This is a genomic window from Halorubrum sp. B52 (genome assembly GCF_059752555.1).
This window is the reverse complement of record NZ_MWTG01000010.1, coordinates 135,499-156,433: the sequence shown is the minus strand read 5'-3', so window position 1 is coordinate 156,433 and position 20,935 is coordinate 135,499. Positions and strand designations below refer to the sequence as shown.

At 71.1% G+C, this 20,935-nt stretch carries 20 protein-coding genes; 15 read left to right on the top strand and 5 right to left on the bottom strand.

Features of this window, described 5'->3' with window-relative positions; translation table 11 throughout:
• Nucleotides 1–104: 104 nt before the first annotated feature.
• The 9 genes from B4V04_RS15310 (at nt 105) to B4V04_RS15270 (ending at nt 9,608) form a co-directional block, all read left to right on the top strand.
• A complete protein-coding gene (locus tag B4V04_RS15310) occupies nt 105–1,433 on the top strand; it encodes a choice-of-anchor W domain-containing protein (protein ID WP_498232590.1) in 1,329 nt (442 codons plus the stop codon).
• A gap of 138 nt (nt 1,434–1,571) precedes the next feature.
• Entirely contained in the window at nt 1,572–3,032 is a 1,461-nt protein-coding gene (locus B4V04_RS15305; RefSeq protein WP_498232589.1) for a SipW-dependent-type signal peptide-containing protein, read from the top strand.
• Between the two features lie 128 nt (nt 3,033–3,160).
• Complete coding sequence (locus B4V04_RS15300; protein WP_498232588.1) at nt 3,161–4,879, top strand: SipW-dependent-type signal peptide-containing protein; 1,719 nt, start codon at nt 3,161–3,163, stop codon at nt 4,877–4,879.
• 222 nt (nt 4,880–5,101) lie between these two features.
• Nucleotides 5,102–5,857: a hypothetical protein gene (locus B4V04_RS15295; protein ID WP_498232587.1), complete on the top strand. Its 756-nt coding sequence runs from the start codon at nt 5,102–5,104 to the stop codon at nt 5,855–5,857.
• Nucleotides 5,854–6,936: a hypothetical protein gene (locus B4V04_RS15290; RefSeq protein ID WP_498232586.1), complete on the top strand. Its 1,083-nt coding sequence runs from the start codon at nt 5,854–5,856 to the stop codon at nt 6,934–6,936. The genes B4V04_RS15295 and B4V04_RS15290 overlap by 4 nt, the downstream gene beginning before the upstream one ends.
• Nucleotides 6,936–7,865 carry a signal peptidase I gene (locus tag B4V04_RS15285; RefSeq protein ID WP_498232585.1) on the top strand — a complete coding sequence of 310 codons (930 nt, stop codon included), beginning with the start codon at nt 6,936–6,938 and terminating at the stop codon, nt 7,863–7,865. The genes B4V04_RS15290 and B4V04_RS15285 overlap by 1 nt, the downstream gene beginning before the upstream one ends.
• Nucleotides 7,865–8,506 (top strand): hypothetical protein, encoded by a 642-nt coding sequence (locus B4V04_RS15280; RefSeq protein ID WP_498232584.1) that lies wholly within the window; start codon nt 7,865–7,867, stop codon nt 8,504–8,506. Before B4V04_RS15285 ends, B4V04_RS15280 begins: the two co-directional genes overlap by 1 nt.
• Nucleotides 8,507–8,508: 2 nt before the next feature.
• The gene (locus B4V04_RS15275) at nt 8,509–8,670 is read left to right on the top strand and encodes a hypothetical protein (RefSeq protein ID WP_498232583.1); all 162 of its coding nucleotides are present in this window, start codon (nt 8,509–8,511) and stop codon (nt 8,668–8,670) included.
• A 140-nt stretch (nt 8,671–8,810) separates the two neighbouring features.
• Nucleotides 8,811–9,608, top strand: a complete 798-nt coding sequence (locus B4V04_RS15270) for a ZIP family metal transporter (RefSeq protein ID WP_498232582.1) — start codon at nt 8,811–8,813, stop codon at nt 9,606–9,608.
• 21 nt (nt 9,609–9,629) lie between these two features.
• Here B4V04_RS15270 and thiD read toward each other — a convergent pair whose 3' ends face one another.
• Nucleotides 9,630–10,499 (bottom strand): bifunctional hydroxymethylpyrimidine kinase/phosphomethylpyrimidine kinase, encoded by an 870-nt coding sequence (gene thiD, locus B4V04_RS15265; RefSeq protein ID WP_498232581.1) that lies wholly within the window; start codon nt 10,497–10,499, stop codon nt 9,630–9,632.
• An 85-nt stretch (nt 10,500–10,584) separates the two neighbouring features.
• Between thiD and B4V04_RS15260 the strand changes: the two genes are divergently transcribed.
• On the top strand, nt 10,585–11,256 hold the full coding sequence (locus B4V04_RS15260) for a DsbA family oxidoreductase (RefSeq protein WP_498232580.1): 672 nt from the start codon (nt 10,585–10,587) through the stop codon (nt 11,254–11,256).
• A gap of 5 nt (nt 11,257–11,261) precedes the next feature.
• Here the strand turns inward: B4V04_RS15260 and B4V04_RS15255 are convergent, their stop codons facing one another.
• The 4 genes from B4V04_RS15255 to B4V04_RS15240 form a co-directional block, all read right to left on the bottom strand.
• Complete coding sequence (locus B4V04_RS15255) at nt 11,262–12,098, bottom strand: phosphatase PAP2 family protein (RefSeq protein ID WP_498232579.1); 837 nt, start codon at nt 12,096–12,098, stop codon at nt 11,262–11,264.
• Nucleotides 12,095–13,978: an ABC transporter substrate-binding protein gene (locus tag B4V04_RS15250; protein WP_498232578.1), complete on the bottom strand. Its 1,884-nt coding sequence runs from the start codon at nt 13,976–13,978 to the stop codon at nt 12,095–12,097. Before B4V04_RS15250 ends, B4V04_RS15255 begins: the two co-directional genes overlap by 4 nt.
• A gap of 106 nt (nt 13,979–14,084) precedes the next feature.
• Nucleotides 14,085–15,284 carry a hypothetical protein gene (locus B4V04_RS15245; RefSeq protein WP_498232577.1) on the bottom strand — a complete coding sequence of 400 codons (1,200 nt, stop codon included), beginning with the start codon at nt 15,282–15,284 and terminating at the stop codon, nt 14,085–14,087.
• A gap of 84 nt (nt 15,285–15,368) precedes the next feature.
• Entirely contained in the window at nt 15,369–15,671 is a 303-nt protein-coding gene (locus tag B4V04_RS15240; protein WP_498232576.1) for a DUF7091 family protein, read from the bottom strand.
• A gap of 675 nt (nt 15,672–16,346) precedes the next feature.
• On the opposite strand from B4V04_RS15240, the gene B4V04_RS15235 reads away from it, so the two are divergent.
• The 5 genes from B4V04_RS15235 (at nt 16,347) to B4V04_RS15215 (ending at nt 20,899) form a co-directional block, all read left to right on the top strand.
• Nucleotides 16,347–17,273, top strand: a complete 927-nt coding sequence (locus B4V04_RS15235) for a replication factor A (RefSeq protein ID WP_498232575.1) — start codon at nt 16,347–16,349, stop codon at nt 17,271–17,273.
• Nucleotides 17,274–17,942, top strand: coding sequence for an RPA family protein (locus tag B4V04_RS15230; RefSeq protein WP_498232574.1), 669 nt, complete (start codon nt 17,274–17,276; stop codon nt 17,940–17,942).
• Between the two features lie 120 nt (nt 17,943–18,062).
• The gene (locus B4V04_RS15225) at nt 18,063–18,485 is read left to right on the top strand and encodes a DUF8146 domain-containing protein (protein WP_498232573.1); all 423 of its coding nucleotides are present in this window, start codon (nt 18,063–18,065) and stop codon (nt 18,483–18,485) included.
• A 323-nt stretch (nt 18,486–18,808) separates the two neighbouring features.
• Entirely contained in the window at nt 18,809–19,912 is a 1,104-nt protein-coding gene (gene pdhA / locus B4V04_RS15220) for a pyruvate dehydrogenase (acetyl-transferring) E1 component subunit alpha (protein WP_498232572.1), read from the top strand.
• Nucleotides 19,913–20,899: an alpha-ketoacid dehydrogenase subunit beta gene (locus B4V04_RS15215; protein ID WP_498232571.1), complete on the top strand. Its 987-nt coding sequence runs from the start codon at nt 19,913–19,915 to the stop codon at nt 20,897–20,899.
• Nucleotides 20,900–20,935: the final 36 nt, after the last annotated feature.

Genomic DNA, 20,935 nt, shown 5'->3' with positions numbered 1-20,935 from the left:
CCCCGGGCGACACTCGCCCGGTTCCCGATTCGGCGCCCCGCGGGGGCGGCCGACGCGGCGGTTCGCGACCGCCGTCGGGAGTTCCCCACTGGGGATGATACACAATGAACGACGACACAATCGGACTCTCGCGGCGCAAGATGCTGGTCGGACTCGGGGCGGTCGGCGTCGCCTCCGCCGGCGCGGGACTGGGCACGACGGCGTACTTCAACGACACCGAGTCATTCGAGAACAACACGCTCACGGCCGGCGAGCTGGATCTGTTCGTCGACTACGAGGCCTCCTACGACAGCGACGGCGCGGTCGAGAATCTCGCGGACAGCGCGGCCGGCACGCAGGACGGCGAACCCGCCGGCATGTTCTACGACCTCGACGACGTGAAGCCGGGCGACTCCGGGCACGTGGAGTTCTGCTTCCGGATCGTCGACAACCCCTCGTACGTGTGGGCGTGCGGTGACCTCTCGCAGGCCGAGAACGGCAGGAACGAACCCGAGATGGCCGTCGACGACACGCCCGACCAGGGCGAGCTCGGCGACGCGATCGAGGCGCGGCTCGTCTACTGCGAGCGCGTCGAGGGCGAGGTCGTGGAGGGCGACGAGATCGTCTCCGGCTCGCTCGTCGACGTCGTCGCGGCCATCTCCGGCGGCGCGGCCCTCGACGGCGAGGGCGTCCCCGGCGTGGCTCCCGGCGACCAGGCGGAGTACGCCGATGTCGTCGAAGACGGTGACGACTCGTACATCACCGGCCCGTGCGTCTGCCTGTTCTGGGAGATCCCGACGCCGGTCGGCAACGAGATCCAGTCCGACTCGCTGACGATGGAGTTCGAGTTCCACGCGGTCCAGTCGCGCCACAACGACGGCACGGCGAACCCGTGCGTCCCCACCGTCACGACCCGGACCGGTGACGGCTTCGCCAAGCTGCAGGAGTTCGCCACGGAACAGGAGACCTCCTTCGCCCGCGGCCGCTACGGCAACAACGGCCCCTCGGGCTCCTGGGAGGTCGCGGTCGGCCCCGACGTCGGGAGCGCCGACACGGCCAACTACGTCTGGGACGGTCAGCCCGTTCCGTTCACTTACACCTACGACGGCGCCGGGAACGCCTCGTTCACCGTCGACGGCGTGAACGTCGCCAGCGGAATCCCCGCACCCAGCGGCAAGCTCGCCATCACGACGAAGGCCGACGAGGCGACCGTCTCCGTGACGAACCTCACGCTCGACCTGGACGGCGTCCCGGTCACCCTCAGCGGTCCCGACGCGATCTCGGCGTCCAACGACGACGGTGGTCCCGACCGCGAGATCACCTACCTCGTGTTCGACACCGACGCGGCCGACGTCGCGAACCAGTTCACCATCAGCGGCGACGTGTCCGGCGTCGTGCAGGGCGACTACGCCGGCGCCGAGGAGGGCGTCGCCTTCGACATCAGCGTCGAGTAACCCGCGGACAGAACGCGTGGCGTCCGCCCGGGATTCCGGGCGTTCTGCGACGTATCCGACCGCTGCGATCGCGGTCCCCCACGTGGCGTACGACGGTTCGACTCCGTCGGTGGGACTTCCCCTCGGGGAATCACAATCATGGCAGACAACGACAAAATCGACACAATCGGACTCTCGCGGCGCAAGATGCTGGTCGGACTCGGGGCCGTCGGCGTGGCCTCCGCGGGCGCGGGCCTCGGAACGACGGCGTACTTCAACGACACCGAGTCGTTCGAGAACAACACCCTGACGGCCGGCGAACTCGACCTGTTCGTCCACGTCGACTACTCCGAGGACCAGGGCAGCTACGCGCAGTACTCGACGGATCCGGGAACGTTCATCAACGGAAACGTGGTGGGCGGCGAAGAGGGGGGAGAACCCCTCAGTATCCAGGTCTCCGACCTGAAGCCCGGCGACTCCGGCGAGGGCGAGTTCTGCTTCTCGATCGTCGACAACCCGGCGTACATGTGGATGTGCGGCGAGCTGACCGCGAACGACGAGAACGGACAGAGCGAGCCCGAGACGGAGGCCGACGAGACCGGCAGTGACCCCGGCGAGGGCATGGGCGAACTCGCTGACGCGATGGAAGTGACCGTCTCGTACTGCACCCCTGACGGCGACGGCGGCACCGCCGTCGGCGACGAGATCGTCTCCGGATCGCTGGCCGACGTGATGCTCGCGCTCCGCGCGGGCGTCCCGCTATCGGGCGACGGCGACGCGAGCGCGCCGCTCGCGGACCGCCCCGCCTTCGAGGGCGTCGACGAGCCGTTCGTCGACGGGGTACCGAACGCCGCCGAGCAGTGCGTCTGCTTCGAGTGGGTCGTCCCCACGAGCGTCGGGAACGAGATCCAGACGGACTCGGTCGCCTTCGACTTCGAGTTCTACGCGGAGCAGTCGCGGCACAACGACGGGACGAACAACCCCTGCGTGGAGTTCGACACCGTCCTGACCACGGACTCCGGGCCGGGCGTCGACCGCGACGGCGACGGACAGGCCGAGGCGGAGGGGAGCTGGCTCACCGCGCGGGTGAGCAGCGGTCCGACCACGGTCGTGCAGGTGGAGCTGGACGGCGACGTGTACGGCTCGGGGGCCGGCGAGTGGCCGAACAACCCGAACTCCTACGTCGTCGAGGCCAACTTCGACGTCGACGTCGACGGGCTCGGTGAGAGCCCGAACGACGACTTCCGGTTCGGCTTCGGCGGCGCGAACGCCGGCGCCCGCGTCGGCGGCGTCGGGAACAGCACGAGCGGCGCGAGCGGCCCCGGCGGGTACATCCGCCGGAATATCGGAACGGGCGGAAACAACAACCGCTTCGACACCGCCGCGGAGGACGCGCCCGGCTTCCTCGCGGTCGAGAGCGGCGACCAGCTGACCTACACGTTCGTCATCGACTGGACGAGCGGGCTGCCGTCGCTGTCGAGCGTTCCGACCCAGTTCACCGTCAACGAGGTCTTCGCCGGCGACGGCGGCGAGGGCGTCGCGGCGACGCCGAACAGCTCGAACGACGGCCGCGGGACCATCGACAACGTGACCGACGCGTCGGGGGTCATCAACGTCTGACCGGCGCGAGGCCGCGGCGGGCGCCGTGACGCCCGTCCGAACGACCACCACCCATTCCGGACCCGCGCGGGCGGCCGGAACGGCGGTTCGACTCCGCCGGTGGGACTTCCCCTCGGGGAATTACACTCATGAACGACAAGGAAAACATCGACACGATCGGACTCTCGCGGCGCTCGATCCTCGCCGGTCTCGGCGCGGTCGGACTGGCGTCCGCCGGCGCGGGCTTGGGCACCACGGCGTACTTCAACGACACGGAGTCGTTCGACGGCAACACGCTCACCGCCGGCCAGCTCGACCTCTTGGTCGACTGGCAGCAGACGTACGACTTCGGCGAGGGCCACACCTTCGTCAGCGCGCACCCGGACCACGACGGCGACGGCGAGCAGTCGATCGCGGCCGACAACGACGCCGGCCAGATCCGCTACAGCGACTTCCCGGACGAGGACGACGAGGACAGCAACGGGGCGAATCTCCCGGTCCTGGACTGCGAGACCATCCCGCCGCTGTCGGAGGCCGACTTCGGCACGGACCCCGTCACGGGCGAGGCGATGGAGACGCTCGTGCAGTTCTCCGACGTGAAGCCCGGCGACTCCGGCGAGATCACCTTCTCGCTGCACCTCTGTGACAACCCCGGCTACATCTGGATGCAGGCGGGCAACGTCAGCGACGAGGGCGGCGCTCACACTGAACCGGAGAAGATCGTCGACCCGGAGAACCTCGGCGACCTCGGCGACGCGATCCGGGCGACGCTCTGGTACGACGAGGACTGCGACAACGTGTACGACGGCGCGGAGCCGGTCGACATCATGCTGACGCTGGACTTCTCCGGCTCGATGCTGTACGACCAGTACGGCGGCGTCGTCAACGACGACGACATCACCGTCGGCGGCACCACCTACGACGAGACGACCAAGATCGACCTCGTCGAGCTCGGCACCCGCCAGTTCGTCGACTACCTGGAGTCGCAGAACTCCGACGTGCAGGTCGGCGTCGCGTACTTCGACGGCGAGGGGAGCGACGACTCCGAGCCCCGGACCGGCGTCTTACAGGCCCTGACCGGCGACCTCTCGGTCGTCGACGGCGCGCTCTCGGGGCTGCGACAGAAGCTCGCGAACGTCGTGAGCGGCGGCGCGGGATCCACCCCCTCGGACGGCGACGGCGACCCCGACCCGTTCTCCAACGCGAACGGCATCGCGACGGGCACGTACATCGGCGAGGGCGTCGACGACGCGCAGGACGAGCTCGCCGCCAACGGTCGCGCCGGCGCCGAGAAGCGCAATATCGTGCTCTCCGACGGCGAGTCGTTCAACGGCGACGGGAGCACGCAGTTCTCCTCGCCGACCGGCGCCGCGGACGACGCTCGATCGGCCTCGCCGGCCCCCGCCACCAGCGTCTACACGATCTCGGTCGGCAGCGCGAACGACGGCGTGCTCCAGTCGATGGCCGGTCCGGCCGGCGGATCGGGCGGCGACCCGGCGTTCTTCAACGACGTCGACGACCCGCTCAACGTCCCGACCGTCTTCGGCAGCCTCGCGGCCCAGACCGCACAGGAGAAGGTCATCATGGACGACTCCCTCGGCAACGTCCTCGCGGCGCTCGCGGACGGGAACGGCGTTCCGCTCGACGGCAACCGCGCGACGCCGTACGACGAACTCGGCGACGACCCCGACGACCCGGACCGCGACGCGTTCCGCGGCGACGGCGTGATGCACTGCGTCGCGCTCTCGTGGGAGCTCCCGATCGACGTGGGCAACGAGGCCCAGGGCGACACCCTCGGCTTCGACCTCGGCTTCTACACCGAGCAGGCGCGCCACAACGACGGCTCCGGACCGGAGCAGCCCGCCTGATACGGGCGAACTCCGGGCCGACCCGATCGACGTCGGTCGGGATCGGCGACCGGCCGCCTCGCCGGTCGACGGCGCGGTAGGCCCCGCGGACCGGACGGGTAGGCCCCGCGGACCGGACGGGTATCCCGTCCGGACGGGCGGGTAGGTCGCGCATACATACACTCGCCGGACGCGTGGCGAAGCACATCGACGAACGGCCGTTCGGAGCCGCGAACACACAGCATGACACGAAAAGAGACACAATTCACGCGGCGGGAGGCGCTTGCGGGCATCGGAGCCGTCGGCTTCGCGACCCTCGGCGCCGCCGGCGGCCGGTCGACGGGCAGCTGGAACGAGTACTCCGACTACACGTACGCGCAGTCCGACACGCCGTGGAACGTCGTGGTCGGCTGGCGCCGGACCGAGAACGGCTCGGTCGTCGACGCGAGCCCGACCGACGCCGCGGACGTCGAGGCCGGCGTCCGGCTCGTCGACCTGAACAACGCGCTCCCCGGCGACAGCGGGACCGCGAGCGTCGGGCTCCGGCTCGACGACCCCGCGGGGCTCGTCCCCGACGGCGTCCGCGTGTGGCTCAGGCTCGTCCCGCGCGTCGGGAGCGACCCGGCGAGCGCCGCGCTCGCCGAGCGCGTCTCGCTCGACCTCCGGTACGACACCGGCGTCTTAGGCATCGGCGGCTGCGCCGGCGCCGAGAGCGGCTTCGCGGCCTACGGCGAGCGGATCGCCGCCGGCCCCCTCGCGTCGTTCGACGGGAGCGCCCTCGCGTCGGGCGTCGAGCTGACCCCCGGCGGCTTCGGAGACGGGTGCCTCGCGCCCGACGAGCGGCGCTGTCTCGCCTTCTCGTGGGCGTTCGACGCCGACGGCGGCAACGCCGGACAGGGCGGCACCGTCGACTTCGACCTCTCGTTCGCCGCGGTCGCGTGCGGCGACGAGGAGAACCCCTTCCTGACGGCGCCCGGCGACGACGGGGGGCAGTCGTGACCCCCGGACGCGACGGCGGGCGCCGTCCGAGCGGCCTGAGCCGTCGCCAGCTGCTCACCGGGATCGGCGGCGTCGGCGCCGTCGGCATGGCCAGCGGGCTCGGGACGGGCGCGTACCTCTCCGACCGCGCGACCTTCGGCGGCAACGCCCTCGGCGCGGGCGGGGTCGAGCTGACGGTGGACGGCGACGTCACCGACGGCGCCGTGGAGCTCGGCGTCTCCGGCATCGAGCCCGGGGACGCGGGAACCGAGCGGTTCGCCGTCGGCGTGCGGACGAATCCCGTTCGGGTCTGGCTCGCCGCCGACTGCCCCGCCCCGGACGACGTCCTCGCGGACGCGCTCGAAGTCGACGTTCGCGTCGACGGCGACGCCGTGTCGGGCGGTCAGGGGGTCCTGGCCGACGTCCAACGCGCACTCGCCGACGGGGAGCGGATCGACGTCGGCTGCCTCGACCCCGGAGACGCCCTCGACGTGGCTGTCGGCTGGCGGCTCCCGGGCGACGCGGTCGACGCGCTCGCGGGGACCGACGCCGCGCTCGCGTTCCGCCTCTACGCGGAGCAGTGCCGGCACGTCTCGGAGGCGGACGCCGCCGCGTCGAACCCCTTCGCGGGCCTGACGTGCGACGAGCCCGGGGACGACTGCCCGGCGTGCGTCGAGTTCGGCAAGGCTGACGACGTCGAGGCCGCGCTCGCGGTCGGCGACGTCCTCCCGCTCGTCGAGCTCCCCGACGGCACGGAACCGCATTCGATCGAGGTCACCGCGGTCGAGACGAAGGCGGACGGCGAGGCGGTCGGCGCCGCGTTCGCGCTGATCGACGCGGACGGCAACCCCGGTCCGGACCTCTGCGCCGTCGAAATCAAGGGCGGTCAGGAGACCGTGCGGTACGAGATCGATCCCGTCGGACCCGACACGGGAGAGGTCCTGTTCGCGCCCGAGCGGGACGGAAAGGACGGAAACTACGGGATCAGCCACATCGTCGTCTTCGTCTGTGCCGCTGACGGCGATGCGGGCGGGAACGGCGGCCGGAACGGCCGCAATAGCGGCGAGGGCGGCAACGGCGACGGCGAGGAGGATATCTGATGAACAACCCACTCACATTACCAAACGTTAAAAAAGCGGCAAACGTGCTCGGTATCGTCGTGTTGATCGCCCTCGTGGCGCCGTTCGCGGTGTTCGCGGCCCCCGAGGTCGTGGGCGCCGACGAGAGCTTCGTCGTGCTCACGGCGAGCATGACGCCCGCGATCGCCCCGGGCGACGTCGTGATCGTCGCCGAGCGCGACCCGGCCGCGATCGCCGCCGGCGACGTGATCACCTTCTCCCGCGGCACGAGCGACGTGCCCGTGACGCACCGGGTGATCGACGTCGTCGCGGCCGACGGCGGCGTCGCCTTCGAGACGATGGGCGACGCCAACGAGGGCCCCGATCCGGGGCTCGTGCCGGGGACCAACCTCATCGGCGAGGTGGTGTTCGCGATCCCGTACATCGGGTACGTGATCCAGTTCGCCGGCACCCGGGCCGGGTTCGTCGCGCTCGTGGTGCTCCCGTTCGGGCTCCTCGCGGCCGGCGAGCTGTGGTCGATCGTCCGCGGCGCCGACGGAGATGCGTCGCCCGAGTCGTCGGCGGTGACCGCCGCGCCGGCGGACGCCGCGGAAGCGGGCGCCGAGGGCGCTCCGGCCGTCGCGGCCGACCCCCCGTCAGACGAGTCCGGCGCCGGGACCGGTTCCGGCGGCGTGTCGGTCGCGTCCGTCGGCGGAGCGACCGCCGTGTTGGTCGGATTCGCGCCGTACGCCGCGTACGTCGCGTTCCAGCTCCGGACCGCGGTCTCGATCGCGGTCGCGGTCGCGGTGACGACGCTGCTGCTCGGCGCGCTCGCGGTCTGGGTCCCGGCGAGCGGCGTGCTCGACCGGAAATCGACCGACGGCGACGCTAGGGCGGACGCCTCGCGCGCGTCGTCTCCCCGCCCGGAGGACGTCGCCGCGCCGGTCGACGGCGCGGGGGAGGGGGACTGATGAGCGCCGAGCGCCCCCTCGCCGCGATGGTCGTCGCCGCGCTGGTGGTGTGGGCCGTCGCCTTCGGCGGCGGCTACACCGTCGCCGTGTTCACCTCCTCCGCGGAGGTGAGCGTGGGCTTCGAGACGAACGAGAGCTTCGTGTCGGACGAGCGCCTCCCCTCGGCCGGACCGACGGCCGTCACCGCCGTCGGCGGCTCGAACGTCGCGGACGACGGCGACGAGTCGGACGGGCTGAACGAGTCGAGCGGGGTCAACGACTCGGGAGGAGTCGACGAGTCGAGCGGGCTGAACGAATCCGACGGCGATCCCGACGCCGACGAACGGGGACCGACTGACCCCGTCAACAACGGAAGCAACGAGTCTGCACCCACCGACCTCGGCGACACGGAGAGCGAACCCGACGGCGAGGAGGTGCCCGAATCGTCTGCCGGCGAGGAGGGGCCCGAAGCGTCTGACGACGAGGGCGAGACCGACGCCGGCGGGAGCACCGAAACGGGAGCCGAACCGCCCGCCGACGGCGGAGACGAGGCCGACGCCGCGTCCGGCGAAGGCGATGACGTCGCCGGCGACGACGGCGACGACTCCGACGGCGACGACCCCGACGGGGAGTCCCCCGAGTCGCCGTCCGACGAAGCGTGACCGTGACTCCGCTACCGCCCCCCCGGGGCCGCACCCGCCGGAGCGGGGCCGTCGCTCACCCCGGCGGTCGTTCCCGCCCCGGAACGAAGCTCATGGTCCTGCTGCTGTCGACCGCGCTGCTGCTCCTCCTGCTCGCGTTCGGGCTCCTTCGCGGGATCGGCTGAGGCCGTTCGGAGTCCGGACTCGTGCCGCCCCGAACCGAGGCACGGAACTCACGTGACGGGCCGGAGTCGCCGGCGCGTTCTCGCGATCCGGGCCCGCCCGTCGCAGTTATACGCGGGGTCGCCGAACGTCCGAACGAGCGATGGTCGCACTCGACGCGTTCGCGTTCGTCTTCGTCGCCGGCCTGCTCACGGCGCTCGCGACCGGGATCGGCGCGCTGCCCTTCTTCCTGTTCGACTCGATCAGCGACCGCGGGAACGTGGCGCTGTGGGGGTTCTCCTCGGGGATCATGGTCTCCGCGTCGCTGTTCGGGCTCGTCCGGGAGGGGCTCGCCGAGGGGACGCCCGTCGAGATCGGGATCGGACTGGCCGCGGGCGTCGTCCTGGTCGTCGTCGCGCACGACGTGCTCCTCGACGCCGAGATCGACCCGCGGGAGTACGAGGAGGCGGACTTCAAGAAGCTCGTGTTGATCCTCGGCGTGCTGACCGTCCACAGCTTCCCCGAGGGGGTCGCCGTCGGCGTCTCGTTCGCGGACCTCGGTCTGGCGGGCGGGACCGAGCTGTTCGGCTTCACCGTCCCGCTGCTCGCGGTGTTCATGACGCTCGCGATCTCGATCCACAACGTCCCGGAGGGGACCGCGATCTCGATCCCGCTGCGGGCGATGGGCGTCTCGCGGTGGAAGATGGTCTGGTGGGCGGTGTTCTCCAGCCTCCCGCAACCGATCGGGGCGGTCCTCGCCTTCGCGTTCGTCCGGTACGCCCGCGAGTTCCTCCCGTACGGCTTCGGGTTCGCCGCCGGCGCGATGATCTACCTCGTCGCCACCGAGTTCGTCCCGGAGGCGCTGGCGGCCGGCACCGAGCTCCCCCGCGGCGGGAAGCCCGTGCTCGCGGCCGGGATCGCGGCCGGCGCCGCGCTGATGACGCCGCTCGCGTTCGTCTGAGCGCGTCCCGGTTCCCCCGCTTCACGCTCCGTCGTCGAACACGGTCGGGTTCACCGCGCCCGGCCCCTCACCCACGTCGTAGCCGCGACGGATCGCCGGCGTCATCTCGCCGACCGCGCCGGTGACGGCCTCCCGCAGGGGCCCTCCGCGCGCCAACCGGGCCGCGATCGCGCTCGATAACGCGCAGCCGGAGCCGTGCGTCGCCTCGGTCGCGGCGCGGGGGTTCTCGAAGCGGACGACGGTCGGATCGGCGGCGGCCTCGTCGTCTCCGCTCTCGCTTTCGCCGCCGCTCCCGCCCGCGTCTCCGATCACGAGCGTGTCGACGACGGTCTCGCCGTCGAGGTGGCCGCCCTTCACGAGCGCGGCGCCGGCGCCCCGACCGACGAGTTCCCGGCCGGCCGCCGCGGCGTCCGCCGGCGTCTCGACCGGCTGGTCGACCAGGACCGCCGCCTCGTCGGCGTTGGGGGTGACGAGCGTCGCGCGCTCGATCAGCCCCTCGTAGGCCGCCTCGGCCGCGGGCGAGAGCAGCCGGTCGCCGGTCGCCGCGACCATCACCGGGTCGACGACGGTCGGGGCCGGGCAGCGGGCGAGCAGCCCGGCCGCGGTCTCGACGATCGGCGCCGTGGCCAGCATCCCGGTCTTCACCGCCCCGACGTCGAAGTCCTCGACCACGGCGTCGTACTGGCTCGCGACGTGGTCGGCCGGGACCGCGTGGACGTCCTCGACGCCCCGCGTGTTCTGCGCCGTCGTCGCCGTCACGACCGCGGTCCCGAAGACGCCGTGGGCCGTCATCGCCTTCAGGTCCGCCTGGATCCCCGCCCCGCCGCCGCTGTCGCTGCCGGCGATCGTCAGCGCGACGGGCGGCGAGACGGCGTCGTGGTCTCGCGTCATACGTTGGTGGTACCACTAGATTATACTAAGTCGTGGCGATCGCCGCCGCCGAACGGCCTTTGACGCTCGCCGTCGAACCCGGGGTATGTCGAACGCTCACTCCAACGACGCGACCGACGGCGATCCGGCCGACGACGCGACCGAGTCGATCACCGTCTACTCGGACTACGTCTGTCCGTTCTGCTACCTCGGGCGACAGTCGCTCGCCGAGTACCGGGAGACGCGCGAGGAGCCGCTCGCGGTCGACTGGCACCCGTTCGACCTCCGGGCGGGCAAGCGCAACCCCGACGGCACGATCGACCACGACGTCGACGACGGGAAGGGCGACGACTACTACGCGCAGGCCCGCGAGAACGTCCGCCGGCTCCAGGAGCAGTACGACGTCGAGATGGTCCAGGAGATCGCGACCGACGTCGACTCGCTGCCCGCGCAGCTCGTCTCCGTGCACGTGAAAGAGACCGCCCCCGAGGCGTGGCCCGCCTTCGACGACGCGGTGTTCGCGGCGCTGTGGCGGGAGGGGCGCGACATCGGCGACCGCGAGGTGCTCGTCGACGTCGCGGAAGACGTCGAGGGGCTCGACGCCGACGTGGTCGACGCCGCGCTCGGCGACGAGGACCTCCGCGAGCGCGTGACGGCGATGTTCGACGCGGCGCGGCAGCGGGGGATCACCGGCGTGCCGACGTTCGCCTTCGACGGCCACGCCGCCCGCGGCGCGGTGCCGCCGGAGCAGCTCGAACGGCTCGTCGAGGGCGCCTGAGCCAGCTAGGTCCCGACCGTGGCGTCGCCGTCGGTTCCGCCGTCGCTCTCTTCCTCCTCGTCGACGATCCGGCACGAGAGGTAGACGGCGCCGAGCGCGAGCGCGATCCCGCCGATCACGTCGGTGAGCCAGTGGATCCCGAGGTACATCGTCGCGATCACCACCGACGTCGAGATCCACAGCGCGACCGGCGTCCACCGCGGGTACTCCTCGCGCGTCAGGACGGCGAACGCCGCGACGGTCACCGACAGCGACGTGTGCAGCGAGGGGAAGACGTTCGCGGCCTCGTTCACCTCGCTCGTCAGCGCCGTGAACTCGGGGTTGTACGTGAAAAGCAGGGACCGCCCGACGTCCAGGTTCCGCGGTCCGTGCGCGAACACGACCGTGTATATCGCGAGCCCGATCGAGTAGTTGAGCGCGTACGCGACGACGAGCCGCCGCAGCGTCCTCGTCCGCGGGAGCGCCAGGTACGCGAGGAGGGGGAACGAGAGCAGGAACGCGTACCCGTACACGTACACCGACGAGAAGTACATCGTCAGCTCGGGCGTGGCGTACGTCTGCTGTATCCACTCGATGAAGTCGCCCTCGACCGCGTAGATCAGGCCCGTCAACCGCAGACCGAACAGCTCCGAGACCGTCTGGAGCGAGCTCCGGCCGACCGCGCTCGCGAGCAGGACCGCGCCGAGCGCGGCGAGCTCCCGCCGCGCGTCTCTCAGGCGCGACGCGGCGTCGTCGCGGAGCCCCCGAAGCCGACTCGGGCCGATTATCACCGCCGCGGCGACGAGCGTTCCCCCGCCGACCCACAGGACGAGCGAGCCGAGGACCGACAGGAGCCAGTTCATTCTCCCCGCGACAGCAGCCGCCCCTCCTCGTCGAACCGATACCCCACGTCGCGGAACAGCTCCTTCGCCTCGTCGGCGTCGAGCGACCCCGAATCCCCGACGAACGGGTACACCGGGTCCGTCTCTCGGTCGTCCCACTTCAGGTCCGGTGGCACCCACTCGGGCGAGGCCGCCAGCGGCGACGCCGCCGGCTCGGCGTACCCGCTGAACGCCTCGCGGACGAGCGTCTCCTTGTCGATCAGCGAGGCGAGCACGGCCCGGAAGCGCGGGTTCGACAGCGGCGCCCGCCGGGCGTTGTACCCGACGTGGTAGAACCCGCCCGAGCGCCCGGTCACGAGCCGCGTGTCGGCCTGGCGTCCGATCCGAGGCACCGCGTCCGGACCGAGGTTCGAGACCGTCGCGTCCGCGAGCCCGTCGCCGACCGCCGCCACCGCGGCGATGTCCGAGGGCGACACCTCGATCCGCAGCCGATCGAAGGCCGGCTTCCCGCGGAACCGCTCCGGGACCCCCGCCGCGGGGTCGGTCCCCCCCTCCGTCGAGTCCGCGCGGGCGAGGAAGTGGTCCGGGTTCCGATCGAAGACGACCGACTCCTCCGCCGTCGCCTCGACGAACCGTATCGGACCGCTCCCGACCGGGTCCTCGTTGTTCGACACCACCGCCTCGGTCGTCTCCACGTCGAACTCGAAGCCGGCGATCGTCGCGACGCCGGTCCGCTCCGACCAGACGTGTTCCGGGAGGACCGGGACCTGCAGCGCCCGGATCGCGACCGCGTCGTTCACGTCGCCGATCGCGAGCTCGACCCGCCCGTCGCCGACGACGCTCGCCGACCGGACGACGGAGCTCCGGCCGCGGAACCGCGGCGTCGGTACCTCCGTATCGAGGGACCCCAACGAGGTGTCGCGGAGGAACTCGTAGGTGAACGCCACGTCGCCCGCGGTCACCGGTTCGCCGTCGTGCCACCGGGCGTCCCGGATGTCGACGACGAGCGTCTCCTCGTCGATCCGTTCCCACCCCGACGCGAGCCACGGGACGGTCTCTCCGCGGTCGACGAGCGCGAGCTGGTCGTACAACAGCGACGTGAACGTCCCCTCGCGTCGGTACTCGGCCGCGATCGGGTTCCAGTTCTCCGTGATCTGGTCGTCCGTCGTGACGAGCCGGAGCGTGGCGTCGCCGTCGGCGGTCTCCCCGTCCGCGGTGGCGTTCTCGGTGGCCCCCGCGTCGCCGTCGTCCGCGGTCGCGTTCGTCGCCGCCGTCCCGTCGGTCGATCCCGCGTACTCCAGGTCCAGCAGGGCGCCGGCCGAAAGCGGCTGTCGGTTCGTCCACCCCGAGAACCGCCCCTCGCGGACCGCGGTGAGGGGGTCGGGAAACGCGACGACGGTGAACGGCTGCAGCTCGCACAGCGAGCGCTGGAGCTCGGCCACGACCTCGGGCCGCTCCTCCGTCACCCGCCGCTGGCGTTCGAGCTGTTCGTCGACGCCGTTGACGTCGGCGAATCCGAACGGGTTCTGGCGGCCGGCCTCGGCGACGAACCGCGAGTGGGCGAACGCGTACATCGCGTCCGGGTCGAACGGGTCCGACTCCAGGAACCGGCCGACGTAGACGTCGAAGTCCTGGTTGATGAGCACCTTCCGCCAGAGGTCGGTCCGGCTCAGGGTGTTGATCCGGGCGTCGATCCCCACGGCGTTCAGGTTCTCGGCGAGGTGCCTCGCGATCCGGATCGCGTTCGGATCCCTGTCGGCCGGCGCCGAGTCGATCTGCAGCGTGAGCTGCGCGGGCCTGTTGCGGCCCGCGAGGTTACGGGTCCGACCGAGACAGCCGGCGCTCAGGGCCCCCAGACCGATCCCCGCGAGCGCCTCCCGCCGGCTGACGTGCCCGTTCATTCGTCCCTTGCTGTTTCGGCGCCGATGTATATCTCTTCTGTGGTGGCCTCGCGCCGCATCGTCCGGCCGACCGGGTGTCTCGACCCCGATTCCGGCTCCGATCGCCTCAGATCACGTCCGCGAGCGGGAGCGCCAGCCCGACCGCCCACGCGAGGAGCCCCGCGGCGAGAACGGGGCGGTCGTCCGCCGCACGTCCGATCGCGACCACGCCGAGCGCCGCGAGCAGCGCCATTCGGTGAACGATGAGGTCGGGCGGGACCGCGACGCCGAGCGCGGCGAAGTCGAGGACGAACCCCGCCCCCAGTCCGACGACGACGCCGAGCGCGGCCGCCGCCGGATCGCACTCGCGCGACCGGGCGACGACGAGACCCGGCAGGCCGACGGCGAGGACGAGGTACAGCGGGCCGGCGATCGCCTTCGGCGGAAGGCTCGGGTACGCGAGCTCCAGCGCGACCCCGCCGGTCCGGACGCCGACGACGACGGCGGCGAGCGCGACCCCGAGCACCGCGGCGTCGGCGTGTCTCGCCGCCTCTCGGCGGCTCCGCCGCGCCAGATCGACGGCAGCCGCCCGGGTCCGGCGCCGGAGCAGGGCGCCGGCGACGGTCACGAGCGACGCCAGCTCGATCACCGAGATCCAGCCGTCGCTCCAGCCGCCTTCGATCCCGCGGTACTCGCGGCGCACCTCGGCGTCGACCTCGCCGTGGATGAACTCGTCCTCCAGCCGGACCGCCGGGTCGTCGATCCCGGGCACGGTGTGGCGGAGCCGGAACCAGTCGTAGTACTCCTCGTGGGCCTGTATCGCGGTGTACTCCCCGTCGGGGGACTCGTACGCGCGGACGTGGTCGCGCACGCCGAGATACGCCCCGTCGTGGAGTTCGAACGTCTCCGTCAGCCAGACCCCGCCGTCGGGCCCCTCGACGTAGCTGTACCGCGTCGAGCTGCGCGCGTCGGCCCAGTCGCGCTCGACGAACTCCCGCACCCGCTCGGTGTCGGCGGTCGTCTCCGACTCGACGCCCTCGGTCTCCTCCCAGTCGGTCTCTGGTCCCCCCTCGATCGCCGCGCGCGTCGTCTCCGCGTCGGCGTGGAACAGGACGTTGATCGCGAGCGTCCGCCCCGAGACGGACGGGCTCCGGCTCGTGTACGGCCACAGCCGGTAGTCGCCGTCGACCGCGATGAGCGACTCCTCGGGGACCGTCGCCGCCGGCTCCTCCGCGGGCGGCCCGGAGAAGACGCCGAAGACGCCGGATAGCGCCAGCCCGACCGCGACCACGACGAGGAGCCCGACGACGACCGTCGTCCGCTTCATGCCCGGCCCGAGGGGACCCGTCTAAAAACGCCTTCGGGTGGGGCCGGCGCGGTTCGTGCTCCCCCGCACCGGCCGCGACCGGCCTCACCAGGTCTCCACGAACCCGTCGCGCACGTCCTCGGCGCAGCCCTCGCAGTCGGGGTGGTCGGCGTCGAAACACGAGGGGCGTCCCTCGGCGTCGACCGCGACCGCCCGCCGCTCCGCGTGCCGCCGGCAGACGATCCGGGCGCGCCCGTCCCCGTCGGTCGGGAGGTCGTACCGCTCCGCCCCGCTGGCGTCGCCGTCGGGGTCGTCTCTCCCCTCGGAGTACGCCCGCTTCGCCTCCTCGAACTGCTTGCCCGCCTTGCGGAGCTGCTGGCGGATGACGCGTTCGAGTCGGTCGTCCATGGGGGTCGTACCGGCGCGCGGAATATAGGTCCGTTGGCGATACGGGGTTACTCGGTCCGCGGGCGGCGGACCCGTCGTGAGGGGTTCGTCACTCGTCGCCGTCGCGGTAGGCTCCGTAGACGGCCCAGTCGCCCGCTTATGAATACCCGACTGCAGATCGACAGTGAACACGTCCAAAGCCCCGCGACTGCCCCTTTGAGTTCCCGCCCCGCACCGCAACCGCACCGCCGGAAGACGGTCCTGCTCGCTCACTGCGTTCGCTGTGCGGGCTGCGACTTCCGTGCTCCCGCTCACTTCGCTCGCGGGACCGCAGCCTCACGCCTCCCCAGCCTCGGCGGACGGCCCGGCGCGGGCGACGCCGCGCCGGCCGCCGCCTCCCTCGCGCTCGGTTCGCGCCCTCACGGGCGCTCACCGGCGCGCCACCGCCTCGCTTATTTCTCTTCGACCTCGACACGTGCGGACGCTTCACGCGGTATCGTTCCACTTGAAACGGCGCCCGCGCACGGCTGACGGTCGTCTGACGCAGACGGGTGCAGATGGACCCGAACCGCCGGAAGAAGCCCGTCAGCGCCTCGGAGACGACCACTTTCACCGCGGTTGCGGGATTTTTAATACCGTGAGGAACCAACCGTCGTACGCCTCCCATTGAAACACGACCGGAGGCGGAGACACCCCATGAGCGAACTGCGACAGGAAGCGGAAGCGATAGCGGAACAGTTCTCGGACCACCTAGACGTGGACGCCGACGAGGTCGAGGAGCGGCTGGAGAACCTCGTCAACGAGTACCGCGTCCCCCTCGACGAGGCGCGCCGGAGCGTCACCAACAGCTACCTCGAAGACGCCGGGATGGAGCGCGACGAGCTCGGCCGCGGCGGCAGCGAGTCCGTCTTGGTCGACGAGATCGACGAGGACGAGCAGTGGGTCGACTTACGTGTGAAGCTCGTCGACCTCTGGGAGCCCCGCAGCGACTCGATCTCGCAGGTGGGCCTCCTCGGCGACGAGTCGGGCACGATCAAGTTCGTCGCCTTCGAGACCTCCGATCTCCCCGAGCTGACGGAGGGGCAGGCGTACGAGCTCTCGAACGTCGTCACCGACGAGTACGAGGGCAGCTACTCGGTGAAGCTCAACCGGACGACCGGCATCACCGAGATCGACGAGGAGATCGAGATCGGCGACAACGCCGACACCGTCGAGGGCGCCCTCGTGGACATCCAGTCCGGCTCCGGGCTGATCAAGCGCTGCCCCGAGGACGACTGCACGCGCGTCCTCCAGAACGGGCGCTGCTCCGAGCACGGCCAGGTCGAGGGCGAGTTCGACCTCCGGATCAAGGGCGTCCTCGACGACGGCGAGACCGTCACCGAGGTCATCTTCGACCGCGAGGCCACCGAGGAGCTCACCGGGATGGGCCTCGAAGAGGCCAAGGACATGGCGATGGACGCGCTCGACACCACCGTCGTCGCCGAGGAGATGGCCGACGACGTGCTCGGGCGGTACTACCGCGTCACCGGGCCCACCTTCGGCCGGTACGTCCTGGTCGACGAGATGGAAGACCCCGGCGCCGTCGACGTTGAAAGCGCGCTGATCGAAGCGAGGTCGATTTAAATGAGCCAATCCGCACCCACCCGAGAGGTCGCCCGGCGCGTGTTCGCGAGCGAGTTCAACGACGCCGGCTACACGTTCACCGAGTCCGACGACGAGCGCGCCCCCGTCTACGCGCTGCTGCCGACGGGCGAGTCCTCGAACCGCGTGTTCTTCGTCGGCACCCTCACGGAGAAGGAGGACGTCGGCGAGGACAGCGAGTACTGGCGCGGCCGCATCGTCGACCCGACGGGCACGTTCTTCGTGTACGCCGGCCAGTACCAGCCCGAGGCCGCCTCCAAGCTCCGCGACCTGGAGCCGCCCGCCTACGTCGCAGTCGTGGGGAAGCCCCGGACGTACGAGACCGACGACGGTACCGTTCGGGTCTCCGTCCGCCCCGAGTCGATCACCGAGGTCGACGCCGCCACCCGCGACCGCTGGGTCGCCGAGACGGCCACGCGGACGATCGAGCGCGTCGCCGCGTTCGACGACGACGGGAACGAGTACGCGCGGATGGCCCGCGAGGAGTACGACCTCGACCCCGAGACGTACAAGGCCGCCGCGCTGTCGGCGCTGGAGGACCTCGACGCCGACGGCGACGACGAGCTCGCCGGCGGCGACGCGGACGAGGGCTCCGCCGACGGCGCCGCTGCCGGCGACGCGACGGATCCGGCCGGGACGCCGGAGCCCTGAGCGACGCCGACCGATCCGCGTATTGATCGGGCGCTTAACGTCCACGAAACCCGCTATTCCCCCTTTTCGTGCCACCGTCTGACAAACGCTTAAGTGGATAGCCCGACCACCGTTCCGGTAATGGGCAACAAGAACAAGACGATCTCGTTCCGCGTCAACGAGGACGCGTTCGAGGCGCTCCGCGACATCGCCGAGGAGCGGGACATCTCGCTGTCGGCGGTGTTCCGGGACTACGTGGACACGCTCGTTGCCCACGACGGACAGGTCCGCGCCGTCCCGGAGGCGGAGCTCGAGAGCATGGGCGAGCCGGGCGAGTCGTTCCCGCCGCGCGTCGAGGTTCCCAAGAGCTTCATCCGCGAGCACGAGCGGCTGGAGCTGGAGGCCGACCACCTCCGCGAGCAGCTGGACGAGTACAAGCGGTACGTCAATCACCTCCGCGAGCAGCTCGACGACGACGAGGAGGACGTGATCCAGTTAGAGGACCTCGACGACGAGCGCGACGAGCGCGGCGAGCGCGACGAACCCTCCTTCCGGCTCGGGTGATCGGACGCCCCGACGGCCGCGGTTCCGTCCCGATCTGTTCCGCCGAGCCACGGCTCCACCCTCCGGTCGAGTCGCGACTCCGCCTCCGCCGCGGACCCGATACTCGGGAAACCTTCCCGTTTGTCCGTTACTGTTCGCGGAAACCGCCGAGCCGACGAAAATATTGCCGGCTCGGCGCGAGTTGTTCAAAAACGTCCGGTTCTCTCGGAATCTGATGGACAGTTTCTCATCGCGTCCACCGATTTCTGGGTATACTAAACTACGTACGAAAACGATATTACCCGGGCGCCGAACCGTTCGGGCATGAACAGGTGGGTCCGACCGTGAGCGTATTCGACAGGGCGTACGACGATCCGGTCCGCGTGCTCGACGAGGACGGCGAGGTCGTCGGCGACGTCCCCGACCTCGGCGACGAGGAGCTCGTCGACATGTACCGGCACATGCGGCTCGCCCGACACTTCGACGGCCGGGCGGTGAGCCTCCAGCGGCAGGGGCGGATGGGGACGTACCCGCCGCTGTCGGGACAGGAGGGCGCGCAGATCGGCTCCGCGACGGCGCTCGCCGAGGGCGACTGGATGGTCCCCTCGTACCGCGAGCACGGCGCGGCGCTGGTCCACGGGCTCCCGCTGAAACAGACGCTCCTCTACTGGATGGGTCACGAGGCCGGCAACAAGGCGCCAGAGGACGTCAACGTCTTCCCGGTCGCCGTCCCCATCGCCTCGCAGGTGCCCCACGCCACGGGCGCGTCGTGGGCCGCGAAGCTCCGCGGCACCGACGAGGCGTTCCTCTGTTACTTCGGCGACGGCGCGACGAGCGAGGGCGACTTCCACGAGGGGGTCAACTTCGCCGGCGTCTTCGACACGCCGACCGTCTTCTTCTGTAACAACAACCAGTGGGCGATCTCCGTGCCCCGCGAGCGGCAGACCCGGAGCGCGACGCTGGCGCAGAAGGCCGAGGCGTACGGGATCGACGGCGTGCAGGTCGACGGGATGGACCCGCTCGCGGTGTACGCCGTCACGGCGGCCGCCCTCGAGAAGGCGCGCGACCCGGAGCCCGACCGGCCGCGCCCGACGCTGATCGAGGCGATCCAGTATCGGTTCGGCGCGCACACGACCGCCGACGACCCCACCGTCTACCGCGACGACGACGAGGTCGAGCGCTGGAAGGCGAAGGACCCGATCCCGCGGCTAGAGACCTACCTCCGGTCGGAGGGGGTCCTCGACGACGAGCGGGTCGCCGAGATCGAGAGCGCGGTCGAGGATCGCGTCGCCGACGCGATCGACGAGGCGGAGTCGGCCGCCCGGCCCGAGCCGAGCGAGCTGTTCGAGCACGCCTACGCGGATATCCCGCCCGAACTGGAGCGGCAGTACGAGCGGTTCGAGGCGTTCCGCGAGACCCACGGCGACGAGGCGTTCCTGGAGGAGTAAATGAGCGACACACAGAATCTCACCGTCGTACAGGCGGTACGTGACGGGTTGTACAGCGAGATGCGCGAGGACGACGACGTCCTCGTGCTCGGCCAGGACGTCGGGAAGAACGGCGGCGTCTTCCGGGCGACCGAGGGGCTCTACGACGAGTTCGGCGGCGACCGCGTCGTCGACACCCCGCTCGCGGAGTCGGGCATCGTCGGCGCCGCGGTCGGCATGGCCGCGATGGGGCTCCGCCCGGTCCCCGAGATCCAGTTCTCCGGGTTCATGTACCCCGGCTTCGACCAGATCGTCTCGCACATGGCCCGGTTCCGCGCCCGGAGCCGGAGCCGCTTTTCCCTCCCCATGACGCTGCGCGCCCCCTACGGCGGGGGGATCCGCGCGCCTGAGCACCACTCCGAGTCGAAGGAAGCGTTCTACGCGCACGAGGCCGGGCTGAAGGTCGTCATCCCCTCGACGCCGTACGACGCGAAGGGGCTGCTCGCGGCGTCGATCCGCGACCCCGACCCGGTGATCTTCCTCGAACCGAAGCTCATCTACCGCGCGTTCCGCGAGGAGGTCCCCGAGGAGCCGTACACGGTCCCGATCGGCGAGGCCGCCACTCGACGCGAGGGCGACGACGTGGCCGTGTTCACTTACGGCGCCATGACGCGCCCGACGCTGGAGGCCGCGGACAACCTCGCGGAGGAGGGGATCGAGTGCGAGGTCGTCGACCTCCGCACCGTCTCCCCGCTCGACCGCGAGGCGATCGTCGACGCCTTCGAGCGCACCGGCCGCGCCGTCGTCGTCCACGAGGCCCCCAAGACGGGCGGGCTCGCGGGGGAGATCACGGCGATCATCCAGGAAGAGGCGCTGCTGTACCAGGAGGCGCCCGTGAAGCGCGTCACCGGGTTCGACGTCCCCTACCCGCTGTACGCGCTGGAGGACTACTACCTCCCGACCGCGGCGCGCATCGAGGAGGGAATCCTGGAGGCGGTCGAGTTTTAAGATGGCTCCCGCGGAGATCCATCCCATGACAGTCGC

Excerpts from the sequence above, each read along its gene's own strand:
- B4V04_RS15310 (WP_498232590.1), top strand. The coding sequence starts at position 105 with ATGAACGACGACACAATCGGACTCTCGCGGCGCAAGATGCTGGTCGGA.
- B4V04_RS15305 (WP_498232589.1), top strand. The coding sequence starts at position 1,572 with ATGGCAGACAACGACAAAATCGACACAATCGGACTCTCGCGGCGCAAG.
- B4V04_RS15300 (WP_498232588.1), top strand. The coding sequence starts at position 3,161 with ATGAACGACAAGGAAAACATCGACACGATCGGACTCTCGCGGCGCTCG.
- B4V04_RS15295 (WP_498232587.1), top strand. The coding sequence starts at position 5,102 with ATGACACGAAAAGAGACACAATTCACGCGGCGGGAGGCGCTTGCGGGC.
- B4V04_RS15285 (WP_498232585.1), top strand. The coding sequence starts at position 6,936 with ATGAACAACCCACTCACATTACCAAACGTTAAAAAAGCGGCAAACGTG.
- B4V04_RS15280 (WP_498232584.1), top strand. The coding sequence starts at position 7,865 with ATGAGCGCCGAGCGCCCCCTCGCCGCGATGGTCGTCGCCGCGCTGGTG.
- B4V04_RS15270 (WP_498232582.1), top strand. The coding sequence starts at position 8,811 with ATGGTCGCACTCGACGCGTTCGCGTTCGTCTTCGTCGCCGGCCTGCTC.
- thiD (WP_498232581.1), bottom strand. The coding sequence starts at position 10,499 with ATGACGCGAGACCACGACGCCGTCTCGCCGCCCGTCGCGCTGACGATC.
- B4V04_RS15260 (WP_498232580.1), top strand. The coding sequence starts at position 10,585 with ATGTCGAACGCTCACTCCAACGACGCGACCGACGGCGATCCGGCCGAC.
- B4V04_RS15255 (WP_498232579.1), bottom strand. The coding sequence starts at position 12,098 with ATGAACTGGCTCCTGTCGGTCCTCGGCTCGCTCGTCCTGTGGGTCGGC.
- B4V04_RS15250 (WP_498232578.1), bottom strand. The coding sequence starts at position 13,978 with ATGAACGGGCACGTCAGCCGGCGGGAGGCGCTCGCGGGGATCGGTCTG.
- B4V04_RS15245 (WP_498232577.1), bottom strand. The coding sequence starts at position 15,284 with ATGAAGCGGACGACGGTCGTCGTCGGGCTCCTCGTCGTGGTCGCGGTC.
- B4V04_RS15240 (WP_498232576.1), bottom strand. The coding sequence starts at position 15,671 with ATGGACGACCGACTCGAACGCGTCATCCGCCAGCAGCTCCGCAAGGCG.
- B4V04_RS15235 (WP_498232575.1), top strand. The coding sequence starts at position 16,347 with ATGAGCGAACTGCGACAGGAAGCGGAAGCGATAGCGGAACAGTTCTCG.
- B4V04_RS15230 (WP_498232574.1), top strand. The coding sequence starts at position 17,274 with ATGAGCCAATCCGCACCCACCCGAGAGGTCGCCCGGCGCGTGTTCGCG.
- B4V04_RS15225 (WP_498232573.1), top strand. The coding sequence starts at position 18,063 with ATGGGCAACAAGAACAAGACGATCTCGTTCCGCGTCAACGAGGACGCG.
- B4V04_RS15215 (WP_498232571.1), top strand. The coding sequence starts at position 19,913 with ATGAGCGACACACAGAATCTCACCGTCGTACAGGCGGTACGTGACGGG.